14 protein-coding genes are annotated in these 13495 nt (G+C 68.8%); 6 read left to right on the top strand and 8 right to left on the bottom strand.

What is annotated here, in order from left to right; translation table 11 throughout:
* Positions 1-209 precede the first annotated feature (209 nt).
* The 3 genes from ACFQ27_RS16230 to ACFQ27_RS16220 all read left to right on the top strand — a co-directional run bounded on the left by ACFQ27_RS16230 (position 210) and on the right by ACFQ27_RS16220 (position 1453).
* Positions 210-551, top strand: a complete 342-nt coding sequence (locus ACFQ27_RS16230; protein ID WP_377354338.1) for a hypothetical protein — start codon at positions 210-212, stop codon at positions 549-551.
* A 133-nt stretch (positions 552-684) separates the two neighbouring features.
* Positions 685-1110 carry an Hsp20 family protein gene (locus ACFQ27_RS16225; RefSeq protein ID WP_374345858.1) on the top strand — a complete coding sequence of 142 codons (426 nt, stop codon included), beginning with the start codon at positions 685-687 and terminating at the stop codon, positions 1108-1110.
* A gap of 76 nt (positions 1111-1186) precedes the next feature.
* A complete protein-coding gene (locus ACFQ27_RS16220) occupies positions 1187-1453 on the top strand; it encodes a DUF1150 family protein (protein ID WP_374345857.1) in 267 nt (88 codons plus the stop codon).
* Positions 1454-1651: 198 nt separating this feature from the next.
* On the opposite strand, the gene ptsN is transcribed toward ACFQ27_RS16220, so the two are convergent.
* Entirely contained in the window at positions 1652-2116 is a 465-nt protein-coding gene (gene ptsN, locus ACFQ27_RS16215; RefSeq protein WP_374345856.1) for a PTS IIA-like nitrogen regulatory protein PtsN, read from the bottom strand.
* 72 nt (positions 2117-2188) lie between these two features.
* Positions 2189-2821: a ribosome hibernation-promoting factor, HPF/YfiA family gene (hpf, locus tag ACFQ27_RS16210; RefSeq protein ID WP_374345855.1), complete on the bottom strand. Its 633-nt coding sequence runs from the start codon at positions 2819-2821 to the stop codon at positions 2189-2191.
* 462 nt (positions 2822-3283) lie between these two features.
* Here hpf and ACFQ27_RS16205 point away from each other — a divergent pair, with 462 nt between their 5' ends.
* The 3 genes from ACFQ27_RS16205 to ACFQ27_RS16195 all read left to right on the top strand — a co-directional run bounded on the left by ACFQ27_RS16205 (position 3284) and on the right by ACFQ27_RS16195 (position 5532).
* On the top strand, positions 3284-4333 hold the full coding sequence (locus tag ACFQ27_RS16205) for an aspartate-semialdehyde dehydrogenase (RefSeq protein WP_377354337.1): 1050 nt from the start codon (positions 3284-3286) through the stop codon (positions 4331-4333).
* Between the two features lie 117 nt (positions 4334-4450).
* Positions 4451-4900 (top strand): GNAT family N-acetyltransferase, encoded by a 450-nt coding sequence (locus ACFQ27_RS16200; RefSeq protein ID WP_377354336.1) that lies wholly within the window; start codon positions 4451-4453, stop codon positions 4898-4900.
* On the top strand, positions 4897-5532 hold the full coding sequence (locus tag ACFQ27_RS16195) for a glutathione S-transferase family protein (protein WP_374345852.1): 636 nt from the start codon (positions 4897-4899) through the stop codon (positions 5530-5532). The genes ACFQ27_RS16200 and ACFQ27_RS16195 overlap by 4 nt, the downstream gene beginning before the upstream one ends.
* 61 nt (positions 5533-5593) lie before the next feature.
* On the opposite strand, the gene rpoN is transcribed toward ACFQ27_RS16195, so the two are convergent.
* The 6 genes from rpoN to ACFQ27_RS16165 form a co-directional block, all read right to left on the bottom strand.
* The gene (gene rpoN, locus ACFQ27_RS16190) at positions 5594-7087 is read right to left on the bottom strand and encodes an RNA polymerase factor sigma-54 (RefSeq protein WP_374345851.1); all 1494 of its coding nucleotides are present in this window, start codon (positions 7085-7087) and stop codon (positions 5594-5596) included.
* A gap of 99 nt (positions 7088-7186) precedes the next feature.
* Complete coding sequence (locus tag ACFQ27_RS16185) at positions 7187-9226, bottom strand: prolyl oligopeptidase family serine peptidase (RefSeq protein ID WP_377354335.1); 2040 nt, start codon at positions 9224-9226, stop codon at positions 7187-7189.
* A gap of 194 nt (positions 9227-9420) precedes the next feature.
* A complete protein-coding gene (locus ACFQ27_RS16180) occupies positions 9421-10374 on the bottom strand; it encodes an alpha/beta fold hydrolase (protein WP_377354334.1) in 954 nt (317 codons plus the stop codon).
* Positions 10375-10383: 9 nt separating this feature from the next.
* Complete coding sequence (locus tag ACFQ27_RS16175; RefSeq protein ID WP_377354333.1) at positions 10384-11889, bottom strand: sulfatase; 1506 nt, start codon at positions 11887-11889, stop codon at positions 10384-10386.
* 258 nt (positions 11890-12147) lie between these two features.
* Positions 12148-12885 carry an LPS export ABC transporter ATP-binding protein gene (gene lptB, locus ACFQ27_RS16170; RefSeq protein WP_377354340.1) on the bottom strand — a complete coding sequence of 246 codons (738 nt, stop codon included), beginning with the start codon at positions 12883-12885 and terminating at the stop codon, positions 12148-12150.
* A 32-nt stretch (positions 12886-12917) separates the two neighbouring features.
* Entirely contained in the window at positions 12918-13493 is a 576-nt protein-coding gene (locus ACFQ27_RS16165; RefSeq protein WP_377354332.1) for an LptA/OstA family protein, read from the bottom strand.
* Positions 13494-13495: the final 2 nt, after the last annotated feature.

The following is a 13495-nucleotide window of genomic DNA, read 5'->3' as shown; positions in this document are numbered from 1 at the left end:
CCGGAGGGGGCCGCTTGCGAAAGCAAGCGGTAGCTGACCCAGCAACCGCCGCTGCGCGTCGGCCCCCTCAGTCGCTCCGCGACAGCTCCCCCAGAGGGGGAGCAACTGAGCGCCAAATCCTCCCCCGCCGGCGGGGGAGGATGAGATCTGTCGGGATCAGCGCCTAAGGTGCGTCCTTCGAGGAACGTCACCCAAAGGAGCGACCCCACATGAAGACCTTCCTGGCCCTGTTCATGGGCGACCCCAATCCCGTCAGCGGTCCGCCGGAGATGAGCGAGGCCGACATGGCCCGCGGCATGGAGGCCTGGGGCGCCTGGATGGCCAACAACGCGGCTCGCATTGTCGACGCCGGGGGGCCAGTGGGCGTCAACAAGACCACCGACAAGGCCGGCGTCCATGACGCCCGCAACCAGGTCGGCGGCTATGTGATCCTGACCGCCGAGAGCCACGACGAGGCCGCCCGCCTGTTCCTGGACCATCCGCACTTCACCATCTTCCCCGGCGACCGGGTGGAGATCATGGAGCGCCTACCCATCCCGGGCGCGGCCTGAGCCGTTCCGTGCGACCTCCGGGCCGGGTTCCATTGACCCCGGCCCGGCGCATCACCACATCTGTTTCATCCGGAGCCCGCGCCAGACCTCGGGCGGGCTCACGGAGAGTCGCTTGATCCGCGAGGACTCTGGAATGAATCGAACTGTGGTTTTCGACAGCCCCTTCCTGCTGGGCTTCGAGCATACGCGTAGCCTCATCGAACGCGCCGCCAAGGCCGCCGCCGAGAGCTATCCGCCCTACAATGTCGAAGACCGCGGCGGGGGCGCCCTGCGCATCACCCTGGCCGTGGCCGGCTTCACGCCTGACACCCTGCACGTGACCCTTGAGGACCGCCAGCTGACCGTGGCTGGCCGGCGCGAGGACAATGGCAAGGCTGAGGACGCCTACCTGCATCGCGGCATCGCCGCCCGCGGGTTCGTGCGCGCCTTCGTCCTGGCCGACGGCATGCAGGTGGAGCGCGCCCTCTTGGAGCACGGCCTCCTGCACATCGACCTGGCCCGCCCCGAGCCCAACGGCCTGGTCAAGCGCATCCCCATCCAGACCGGCTCGGGGAGCTGAACCAGAACACGCGACGCCCACGTCCGGCCGAACCGGAGGACGCCTGTCGCGTTTGAGTAACAAGGAGGTGGTCGAAATGACGCCTGATCTGACCCCGAAACTGACCACGGAAGCCTTCGCCGCCCTGGGCGGTCCTGACCTCGTCTATGTCCGCCCGATCAAGGCCGCGGAGATCCTGGCCTCGACGCCCGAGGGCCGGATCGAGGGCTTCGAGCTTGACCCCGAACAGACCCTCTATGCGGTCCACCGCGCCAACGGCGAACGCCTGGCGGTCATGACCGACCGCAACACCGCCGTCGCCGCCGCCCTGGCCCACGAACTGGCCCCGGTGTCGGTGCACTAGGGCGTAGCGCCCCCGCTCCTCGTGCGGAGCGCCTCATCCTTCAAAACGTCATGGCCGGGCTTGTCCCGGCCACCCATACGCGCCTGAGGTTCAAGCCTGGGCGCAGGGGCTCCGCCGCATTCTATCCGCTGACACGGTGTTGATGGGTGGCCGGGACAAGCCCGGCCATGACGGCAAGGGGTAGGGAAGAAGCCCCCCTCAAGCCGCCGTGGAGCGCGCTTCCTGGGCCAGCAGGACATGAATGGCGTCCGGCGTCCGCGCCTGGCGCAGCTGCTCGCGCAGGTCACCCTGCCGCAGGACCCGCGACACCCGGGCTAGGGCCCGCAGATGCTCGGAACCGGCGTTCGCCGGCGCCAGCAGGGCGTAGATCAAATCCACGGGCTGGTCGTCGATGGCGTCGAAGTCCACCGGCTGCTCCAGGCGGATGAAGACACCACGCATGCGGTCCAGGCCCTCAAGCCGGGCGTGCGGCACGGCGACGCCATGCCCCACCCCGGTCGAACCGGCCGCCTCGCGCTCCATGAGCGCATCCAGCACCTTGCCGGCGCTGAGACCAAAATTCCGCGACGCCATCTCGGACACCACGGCCAGAACCTGGCGCTTGCTCGAAGCGCTCGCCCGCGGCGCGATGGCCGCGCGGTCCAGAAGCTCAACCATAACCATGTGTCTCGCGACGCCTAAAACTGTACAGCCCGACAGAAGCCAAGACCGTCGAGACGCGCGAAACGCAGGAGCCTAGTGGCCCGTTCCGTTCGTCCCGTTCCCGTTCGACGATTTGGTGCGTTCGGGGTCGATCCAGCCGATGTTCCCGTCGGGCCGGCGATATACCACGGACAATCCGCCGTGAGCCGCGTTCCTAAACACGATTGTTTGAGATTCCGTCAAGTCCAGCTCCATGACCGCCGCGGAAACGGTCATCGTGCGGATATCCTTCTCGGTCTCGGCGATGACCATGGCGCTGTGCGACTCGGCGCTGTGGTCCTCGTCGTCCCAGACCTCGTCGGCGCCGTCGTCGTCCGGGGCGCGCAGGACGAAGTACGAGGCCGTCTCGGCCTGGCGTGCGGTGGCGGCGATCGAGTGGCTTTTCAGGCGCTGCTTATAGCGCCGGATTCGGGTCTCGATCTTGGCCAGGGCCGCGTCGAACGCCCCGTGGGCGTCAGCGCCGAGGCCATGGCTCTGCAGCGCCTGGCCAGAGGCCAGCTTCACCGCGCAGTCGACCCTGAAGGAATGACCCTCCCGGCTGACAACGACGTCGGCGTTACCGCCGCGGTCGAAATACTTGCCAATGGAGGAGGCGATTTCGTCGGTGACCCGCTCACGCAGGGCCTCCCCGACGGCGACATGCTTGCCGGAAACCAACACTTGCATGAGTGAAAGAACGCGCCTCTCCGGCAAAGGTGTCAAGCGCCCAAAAGTCGCGTTTGCACAGCTTCAAGCGAGGACCCTGCAAGGGGTGTCATCCCGGTTCTCCCTCCTGTGTCATCCCGGTTTCGGCGCAGCCGAAGACCGGGACCCATAGACACGGGCTTCTCCGGACAACCCCGCGCGTCTGGGTCCCGGACAAGCCGCTCACGCGGCTTTCCGGGATGACACCGATGGGACGGGTAAGCAGCTCCTCCCCTTTGACACCACCCCCTCAATCCGGTAACGGCCCTCCTCATGCGGTTCGCCACTATTAAAAGCGCGATTAAAACCACCGGGCTCTCGGGGCCTGGGGGACCGCGCGCGCACGCCGCCTGATCCCCCAAGACCCCGCCGGATAAGGACGGGGTCGCTTCAGCCAGAACACAGCGCCCCGTCCTCCCGGACCAACACCCCGGAGAGAGACTGATGACGCAACACCAATCCAACCTCGACGCCCAGAGCCCGTCCCGGCCGCTGAATGTCGCCATCGTCGGCGCCACCGGCGCGGTCGGCATCGAACTGATGGGCTGCCTGGAGCGCCGGGGCTTCCCCGTGGCCTCCCTGCGCCTGCTGGCCTCGCCGCGCTCGGCCGGCAAGACCCTGCCGTTCCGGGGCCAGGACCTGGTGGTCGAGCCCCTGGGGCCCAACAGCTTTGACGGGATCGATGTCGCCCTGTTCTCGGCCGGCGCCACCATCAGCCGCCAGTACGCCCCCGTGGCGGTCGCCGCCGGCTGCGTGGTCGTGGACAACTCCTCGGCCTTCCGCATGGACGAGGACGTGCCCCTGGTGGTGCCGGAGGTGAACGGCGCCCTCCTGGCCGACCAGCCCAAGGTCGTGGCCAACCCCAACTGCGTCGCCGCCATCGCGGTGATGGCCCTGCAGCCCCTGCACGCTCACAACAAGGTCACCCGGGTGATCGGCGCCACCTACCAATCGGCCTCGGGCGCCGGCGCCCAGGCCATGGCTGAACTGGAGGCCTCCACCGCCGCCTACCTGAAGGGCGAGGCCTATGCGCCCCAGGTCCTGCCGCACCCCTACGCTTTCAACCTGTTCAGCCACAACGCCGGGGTCGACGCCGAGACCGGCTATAATGGCGAGGAGCTGAAGGCCATGGCCGAGATCCGCAAGATCATGTCCGCCCCGGACATGCGCCTGTCCTTCACCTGCGTCCGCGTGCCGGTGCTGCGCGCCCACTCCATGTCCCTGGTGGTGGAGTTCGAGAACCCGGTCACCCCGGGCGAGGCCGAGGCCTGGCTGGCCGATGCGCCGGGCGTGCGCCTGGTCAACGACCACGCCGCCAACCACTACCCGATGCCGAACGAAGCCTCGGGCGGCGACGACGTTCTGGTCGGCCGCATCCGCGCCGACCTGTCCGACCCCACCGGCCGGACCCTCAGCCTCTTCCTCTCCGGCGACCAGCTCCTGAAGGGCGCCGCCCTCAACGCCGTCCAGATCGCCGAAGCCCTGCCGCGGTGATTTGGGCTGTCATCCCGGCTTCCGCGTAGCGGAAGCCGGGATGACACAAGAGTGGTCTGCCACATCCACCCAAAGTGGCCCTTCAACCCAGACCACTTCCGGCGCACCGATAGCGCCATGACCATCATCGACATCCCCACCCGCCCCGACCTGAAGCCCGCCTGGCGCGTCCTGTTCGACGGCTACACCACCTTCTACAAGCGCACCCTGACCGACGAGGTGGCCGAGGCGGTCTGGGGCTGGATCCTTGATCCCGCCCACGAGCTCGAAGGCGTCCTGGCCCTGGAGGGGGAAACCCCGGTGGGCCTGGCCCACTTCCGACGCCAGCCCCGGCCCGCGGTCGGCCGGGACATGGGCTATCTCGACGACCTGTTCGTCAGCCCCGACGCCCGCGCGAAGGGGACCGGCCGCGCCCTGCTCGCCCATGTCGCCCAGGTAGGACGGACCCGCGGCTGGGGCGTGGTCCGCTGGACCACCGCAGACGACAACTATCGAGCCCGCAGCCTCTATGATCAGGTGGCCGCCAAGACCGCCTGGAACCTCTATGAAATGAGCCTGGAAGCGTGATCACCCTTCACTACAACCCCGGCAACGCCAGCCTCTTCCCGCACATCCTGCTTCGCGAGCTGGGTGTCCCCTTCGAGCTGGCCTTTGTCGACCGCGACAAGGACGCCCAGTCCAGCGCCGCCTATCTGGCGCTCAATCCGCACGGCAAGATCCCGGTGCTGGTTGATGGCGACCTGGTGCTGTTCGAGACCATGGCCATTGGCCTCCATCTCGCCGACGCCTATCCGGCCGCCGGCCTCGCGCCGCCGCCGGGCGATCCCCTGCGGCCGCTCTATTATCGCTGGATGGCCCAGATCACGAACACCCTGCAGTCCGAGTTCCGGGCCTGGTTCTATCCGCACGAGTTCACCACTGATCCGGCCGGGGTCGATGCGGTGCAGGCCGCCGTGGGCGACCGGGTCATGGGCGCGTTCGAGCGCCTCGACGCCCAGCTGGGCGACGGCCCCTGGCTGCTGGGCGAGACCTTGAGCGCCGCCGACTTCTACCTCCTGATGATGACCCGCTGGGGCCGCACCCTGCCCAGGCCGGCCCGCGACCTGCCCCATGTGGGCGCGCACGCCCGCCGCCTGCTGGCGCGCCCCGCCGTGGCTGAGGCGCTGCGCGTCGAAGGGCTGCCAGAACCCTGGATTTGATTTCTAAATCAACGCCTTAGGGCCAATTCTAGCTGGGACTCAATACCACTCCAAAAAGTGGCTAAACCGCTTCCTTCAGCATCCGGCGGCGCTCCACCGAAGACGGGATGCGCATGGCCTCGCGGTACTTGGCCACCGTCCGGCGCGCGATGTCCACGCCGGTCTCCTTCAGGATCTCCACGATCCGGTCGTCGGAGTGGACCTCGGTCTCCGAGCGCTCGGCGTCGATCAGCTGGCGGATCCGGTGACGCACGCTCTCGGCCGAATGGGCCTCGCCGCCTTCGGTCGACTGGATCGCCGAGGTGAAGAAGAACTTCATCTCGAACATGCCGCGCGGCGTGGCGATGTACTTGTTCGAGGTCACGCGGCTCACGGTCGACTCGTGCATGCCGATGGCGTCGGCCACGGTCTTCAGGTTCAGCGGCCGCAGGTGCTCGACGCCGAAGGCCAGGAAGCCGTCCTGCTGGCGCACGATCTCGGACGCCACCTTCAGAATAGTCTTGGCCCGCTGGTCCAGGCTCTTCACCAGCCAGTTGGCGGACGCCACGCAGTCGGCGACGAAGGTCTTCTCCTGGTCCGACCGCGCCGCCGCGGAGACACGGGCGTGGTAGCGCTGGTCCACCAGGAGCCTCGGCAGGGTGTCGCTGTTCAGCTCCACGTGCCATAGCCCGCCAAGCCCTTCGCGCACGAAGACATCCGGCGCCACCGGCGTCGCCGGCTCGCCGCCGAAGGCCGCGCCGGGTCGGGGCGTCAGGGCCCGCAGTTCGGCGATCATGTCCTTCAGGTCCTCGTCGTCCACGCCGCAGGCGCGGCGCAGGGCGCTCATGTCCCGCTTGGCCAGGAGGTCGAGGTTGTCCAGCAGCGCCATCATGGCCGGATCGCAGCGATCGCGGTCCTTCAGCTGGATCATCAGGCATTCGCGCACATCGCGGGCGAAGACGCCCACCGGCTCGAACCGCTGCAGGATGCGCAGCACGTCCTCGACAAAGGTCAGGTCGCAGCCGAGCCGCTCGGCGGTCTCCGCAAGGTCGCCGCGCAGGTAGCCGCCCTCGTCCACCGCATCGACCAGGACGCTGGCCACCGCCAGTTCCGGCCCGGTGAAGCCTGAGACCATCAGCTGGTCGTGCAGGTGCTCCTGTAGGGTCTTGTCGCGGGTCAGGCGCTGCTCGAAGTCGTCCAGCTCCTCGAAGCCGCCGCCCTTGCCGGCCTTGGACCAGTCCACCGCCCCGCCGGTCTCGCGGGTGTCGGCGCCGTCGCCAGTCGCGCGCTCGCCCGGAGAGGCTTCGGCGTCGTGGCTGACATCCATCTCGGCGCTGGCGCCGGTCTCGGGGATCTGGTCGGCGGCGTAGGACTCGACCTCGCGCGGCTGGGCTTCCGCCTCAGGCTCGTTGTCGCGCTCGTCCCGCTGCAGCAGCGGGTTACGCTCCAGCTCGCCCTCGACATAGGCCTCCAACTCCATGTTGGAGAGCTGCAGCAGCTTGATGGCCTGCTGCAGCTGGGGCGTGATGACGAGCCCCTGCCCCTGACGAAGCTCCAAACGCGCGCCGAGCGCCAAATCCGCCTCCTGGCCTATTTCTTGCGTCGGAGGCTAGGCGGCGTTTCCCACCAGTTCGTTAACGCGCGCGATTGCGTGGCGCCTTTCTTGCGTCGCGGCCTACTTACCCTTGTACCGCTCGAACCAGGCGAGGATCGCCGCAGCCTTGCCGGCGGCCTGCGACGGACGCGCGGCGATGCCGCCGTGGCTCGCGCCCGGCACCTTGACCAGGGCCGTCGGCACACCGCGCAGCTGCAGGGCCTGGTAGTACTGCTCGGCCTCGCTGGGCGGGGTGCGCAGGTCCTTGTCGCCCACCACCACCAGGGTCGGAGTGGTCACATTGCCCACCAGGGACAGGGGCGAGCGCTTCCAATAGGCCATGGGATCCTCCCACGGCATCTGGCCGAACCAGTCGCGGGCCATGCCGGTATAGCCGTCGACGGTCAGCACCTGGCTGGTCCAGTTGATCACCGGCTTCTGGGTGGCGGCGGCGGCGAACCGGCCGGTCTTGCCGACGATCCAGGCGGTCAGCGCCCCGCCGCCAGAGCCGCCCGTGACATAGAGCCGCTTGTCGTCGACGAAGCCCTTGGCCACGGCGGCGTCCACCACGCTCATCAGGTCGTCATAGTCGTGGCTCGGATAGTTGCGGTCGATCTCGTTGGCGAAGGCCTCGCCATAGGAGGTCGAGCCGCGCGGGTTGGAATAGACCACCACATAGCCCGCCGCCGCATAGAGCTGGTTGTCAGTGGAGAAGCTGGGGCCATACGCCGAGAACGGCCCGCCGTGGATTTCCAGGATCAGGGGATACTTCTTGGCGGGGTCGAAGCCCGGCGGCGTGACGATCCAGGCGCCGATGGACTTGCCGTCGAAGGACGACTTCACCGGCAGGGCCTCGACCTTGCCCAGGGTCTTGCCGGCGAACAGGTCGGCGTTGAGCGCGGTCAGGGTGCGCGCCGCCCCGCCCTTGGTCACCGCCAGGTCCGCGGGGTTGAGCGCGTCGCCCTTGGTGAAGGCTATGGTCCCGTCCCGGGCCACGCTGAACGCCCCACCGGCGTAGGGCCGGTCCAGGCCGCCGCCGGTCAGGCCCTCGGCCACCGTGGTCATCTTGCCGTCCAGGGTCACGCGCGCGACCTTGGTCTGACCCAGGTCGGCATAGTCCACATAGATGGCCTTGCCGTCGCCCGACCACTGGGGATCGCCCACCGAGCGGTCCAGGCCGGCGGTCAGCGCCCGCGGGTTCGAGCCATCGGCGTTCATCACATAGAGCCGCTGGTTCTCGTAGCCGCGATGCCGGGCGTCGTCGTAGCCGACATAGGCGATCAGCTTACCGTCCGGCGAGACCGCCGGCGCATAGTCCGGCCCCACCCGCTTGGTCAGCTGGGTCAGGCCACCGTCGGTCAGGGACACCCGGAACAGCTCGCTCTCGCCGGCGTCCCGCTCCCAGTTTGCGCCGCGGTTGGAGGCGAAGATCAGGCCCTGGCCGTCCTTGGCGAAGGCCAACGGGCCTTGGGCGTCGAACTTGCCGAAGGTGCGCTGGCGTGGCGCGCCGCCGTCGGCCGAGACCGTAAAGACCTGGGAATAGCCAGGCTTCAGCTCGCCCTCGCCGTCGGCCCGCCAGTTGACCCTATCCTCGACCCGCAGGGGTTCGGCCCACTGGGCGCCCTCGGGCTTGGCGATGGGGGCGGCCAGGCTGGCGCCAGGCGCCGGGACCAGCACGGTGAAGGCGAGCGTCTTGCCGTCCGGCGACCAGGTGATGTCGCTGGGCGCCTGTTCGAGCGTGGCGACCTTCGCCGCGCGGCCATCGGCCATCCAGCGCACGAACAGCTGCGGCGCCCCGCCGACCACCGCCACATAGGCCAGGCGCTTGCCGTCCGGCGACCAGCGCGGCGAAAAGCTCGAGCCCTCGTCGGCCACCAACGGCGACTGGGCGCCGGTCTTGGCGTCCACCAGCCAGATCGTCCGGCGGGTGCGGTCGGTCATCAGGTCGTTGGAGGCCCGCACATAGGCCACCTGGGCGCCGTCGGGGCGGATCTGCGGATCGGCGGCCTGCTGCAGGCCGAACAGGTCGCGGGCGGTGAACACCCTGGTCGGACCGTCCTGCGCGGCGGCGCCCGTGGCCGCGATGAACGAAATGGCCGTGGCCAGCAACAAAGCCCGCATGAAATGACCCTGGAAAACCGAACTGCAGAGGAAGCTTGGGCGGGCATTAGCGGCGACCCGGACCGAGTTGTCCAGGTCCTCTCCCTCCGGGGGAGGGAGACCCCGAAGGGGTGGAGGGGCCGTGTCGCACCCACGGCGCACGGCCCTCCCCCTCAGTCAGCTTCGCTGACAGCTCCCCAAAAGGGGGAGCATCTTCACTTCGCCGGCAAGGTCGCCAGGAACGCCTCAACGTCCGCCGCTGACTTGTCGGGGATCTGCTCCATCGGCACGTGGCCGACGCCCGGATAGACGATCAGCTTGGCGCCCGGAATGGCGGCCGCCAGGGCCTGGCCGGCGGCCAGCGGGATCACGGTGTCGGCGTCGCCGTGCATGACCAGGGTCGGGGCCTTGATGGCCTTGAAGGTCTCGGCGGTCGCGGGCTTGCGCGGCGCGGCCTGGCCGTTCAGCAGCAGCTCGCGGCGGCCGGGCGCCAGCGCCAGGTCCACATAGCGGTCGACCAGGGCCGGGGTGACCAGGCTCTCGTCGATATAGGCCTGCTTCAGCCCCTTGCCGGTCAGGGGCCGCGGGTTCAGCCGCTTGAGGATCGCGCGGCCGGGGGCGGTGCGCATGATCTTGAAGATCAGGGGCTGGCCCTTGCGGTCCTTCATCGCCGCCGGGTCTACCGGCGCGCCGGCGGAATCCACCAGGATCAGGGCGTCGACCTTCTCCGGATGGGCCAGGGTGTAGTTCCAGGCCACGCCGCCGCCCATGGAGTTTCCGGCCAGGGCGAAATGGTCGAGCTTCAGCGTCTGGGCGACGCCGTCGACGATGGCCACCTGGCCGGGGGTCGAGACCTCGTAGCCCGCCGGGACCGTGGTCAGGCCGTGAGCCGCCAGGTCCAGGGTCACCACCCGATGATCCTTGCCCAGCCGCGCCACCCAGGGCTCCCAGGTGTCGAGATTGGCCGCGAAGCCGTGAACCAGGACGATGGGCGTCCCGTCGGCCTTGCCCTGGTCGCGATAGTGCACCGTCACCCCGTCCTGCAGGGTCACGAAGCGCGAGGCCGGGGTGGCGTACTTGGTCTTCAGCGTGGCGTAGGGGATGTCCTTGGCGCAGGCGCTGAGGGTCAGGGCGGCGACCGCGAGCGCGATCAGGCGAATGGCATTCATCGTGTCCTCCTATAGGCCCAGCCGCTGGAACTGGGACTTGGGCGCCTCCAGCTCGGCGAGGGCCTGGGCGAGCAGGGCGGCCATCTCGGCCTCGTGCGGCCCACCGGCCAGGTTTGTAGTCTCGTCCGGGTCTTCCAGACGGTCATAGAGGTGGGCGCCGCTGAACCGGGTCAGAGCCCAGAACGGCACGTGGTCACCCTCGGCGAAGGGCTGGTGCAGCACCGGGATCTTGGAGCCCGGCATCCGGTCCAGGAAGGCGCGGTCGTCGGGCAGGGGCATGGCCACGTGCTTGTCGACCACGTGGGTGGGCATGGTGGACCAGCGGTTGGACATCATCGACAGGGGCGCGTTGGCGCCCGCGGGTCCGCGGACGTACTTCCAGCGGTCGGTGACCAGCTGCACCTCGCGGCCCCAGACCCCGGTCAGCAACCAGTCGCGCACCTTGTCCGCCTCGCCGGTCAGCACCGGGATCAGGGACTTGCCGTGGGTGCGCTGGCGCACCGTCACGCCGAACGCCTCACAGAGGGTGGCGAAGATGTCGACGCTGGTGGTCAGGGCCGACCGGGCGCCCGGCTCCACCCCCGGCCAGCGGATCAGGAGTGGGATGTGGCCCAGGGTGGCGTAGATCGGCACCCCCGGCTTTCCCCAGATGTCCTTCTCGCCCAGATAGTGGCCGTGATCGGTGCAGATGATGATGGCGGTGTCGTCGGCGATCCCGTTTCGGTCCACGGCGTCCAGCACCTTGCCCAGCCAGTGGTCGATCATCGACAGCTTGCCGCCGTACTGGGCCCGCAGCTGGCGCGCCTGGCGCTCGGTCAGCACGCCCTTCTCGATGGCGCCCTTCATATAGGGCGGCCAGATCAGGTGGGGCCCCTCCCAGTCGGGATCGTACTTCGACGCCCAGGGCTCGGGCGTATCGAAGGGCTCGTGCGGGTCGAACTCATCGACGAACAGGAAGAAGCGGTCGTGGTGGCCGGCGTTGTCGTCGATCCAGCGGGCGGCGGCGGACATGGTGCGAGGGCCGGGGAAGTCCGCCTCACCCTGGAACCAGCCGCGGCTGTCGTCATAGGGCATGTGCCCGCGACCCATGCCCGGCGCGCCGGCCCAGGAGGGGTCGGGGCGGGTCTTCCAGGCGTCGCCCTCGTGGCCGCGCTCATAGGCCCAGGCGTTGAAGTCGCCGTGATAGTTCTCGCCGCCGGTCTCGAACAGGTGCGGGTGGTCGCTGATCAGCTGGCTGACCACGCCGGTCTTGCGCAGCTCATAGGTGATGGCGTCTTCCCAGATCTCCACCGAACCCCAGGGCCGCCACAGGAAATCCAGCGCCCCGCACAGGATGTCGTGCCGCGCGGGCATGCAGGGCAGAGAGCCGGTGTAGTGGTTGTCGAACCGCACCGCGGTCTTGGCGAAGGCGTCGAGCACCGGGGTCTCGAACTCGGTCCCGCCATAGGCCCCCAGCATGTGCCGGTTCAGGCTGTCGAGCAGGATGACGATGACGTTCTTCGGCGTCGCAGCCACGCGGTGTCCCCCTTGAGTCTCCCGCGTCTGACGCACGGGAAGACGCCCCAAGGATCACCCTTACCGTAAGGTCAGGCAATGGGTTTGCGGTGACGCTTCCAGGTGGCGCTGCTCGGATGTCATCCCGGAAAGCGCGCAGCGCTTGTCCGGGACCCAGACGCGCAGGGGTGCGCCCGAGAGGTCGGTGCTTATGGGTCCCGGTCTTTCCCTGCGGGGAAACCGGGATGACAACGCTAGGGATAGACGCGCTTTGCGGCCTCAGCCGCCGAAGTGTTCGCCGAGGTAGACGCGGCGGACTTCGGGGTCGTCGACGATTTCCTGGGGCGAGCCTTCGAACAGCACTTCACCGGATGCGATGATCGAGGCGCGGTCGATGATGTCGAGCGTCTCGCGGACATTGTGGTCGGTGATCAGGATGCCGATGCCGCGGCTCTTCAGGAAGCCGATGACCTCGCGGATGTCGGCGATGGCCAGGGGGTCGATGCCGGCGAAGGGTTCGTCCAGCAGCATGAAGGCCGGCTCGCTGGCCAGCGCCCGGGCGATCTCCACCCGGCGGCGTTCACCGCCCGACAGGGACACGGCCGGCGCCTGGCGCAGATGCTCAATGCGCATTTCCTCGAGCAGGCCGGTGACCGTCGCCTTGGCCTTGGCGATGTCGGGCTCGCGCAGCTCGACCACCGCCATGACGTTTTCCTCCACCGTCATGCCGCGGAAGATCGAGGTCTCCTGCGGCAGGTAGCCCACGCCCATGCGGGCGCGCTGGTACATGGGCTGGGCCGTGATGTTGACGCCGTCGAGATAGATCGCGCCGTAGTCGGCCGCGATCAGGCCGGTGATCATGTAGAAGCAGGTGGTCTTGCCGGCGCCGTTGGGGCCGAGCAGGCCCGCCACCTCGCCCCGGCGCAGGCGCAGGGACACGCCCTTGACCACGGTGCGCCCGCGGAAGGCCTTGCCGATATTGTCGACCACAAGGCCCTCACCGGCCAGGCCCGGCAGGGTATCGAAGCTTTCCGGCGTCAAGGCGGCGCCTAGCGCGGCGCGGCGGGCGCGGCCGCCTGGGACTTGGGATAGAGCACGGTGCGCACGCGGCCGGGCTTGTTGCGCCCCTTGGCCCCGCTCTGCATCTGGGCGTCCCCGGTCTTGGTGTTGATCACCAGCTTGGAGCCCTTCAGCACGTCCTGGCCGCGGGCGGCGACCACGTCGCCGGTGATGGTGATGGTGGTGGACTCGGCCTGATAGACCGCGGCGTCGCCGTGCACCCGCTGCTGCGGGGTCACGTAGTAGACGTCGCCCTGGGCCTCCATGCGGTCCAGCTCGTTGCCGCAGCTGGAGCCGACCCCGCCGCCGGCGCGGGCCGAACCGGAGCCCGGCTTGTAATAGATTTTCAGGACGTTGGCGCGCAGGCGCACCGTGTCCTGCAGGGCCTCGGCGCCGCCGCGATAGACGGCCAGGCACTGGGCGTTGACCACCTCGAGCTCGTCAGCGGTGATATCCACCGGCGCGTCGGAATTCTGGGCCAGCTGGGCCGCGGCCGGACCGGCCATCCCAACGCCCAGGGCGAACATCGCCACGGCCCAAGGTTTGATCATCGAGAGCTCGCTCATCT

It is taken from the genome of Phenylobacterium conjunctum (assembly GCF_042679085.1).
Classification (GTDB): domain Bacteria; phylum Pseudomonadota; class Alphaproteobacteria; order Caulobacterales; family Caulobacteraceae; genus Phenylobacterium; species Phenylobacterium conjunctum.
Note: the sequence above shows the minus strand (reverse complement) of the source record. Positions and strands in the feature narration are given on the sequence as shown.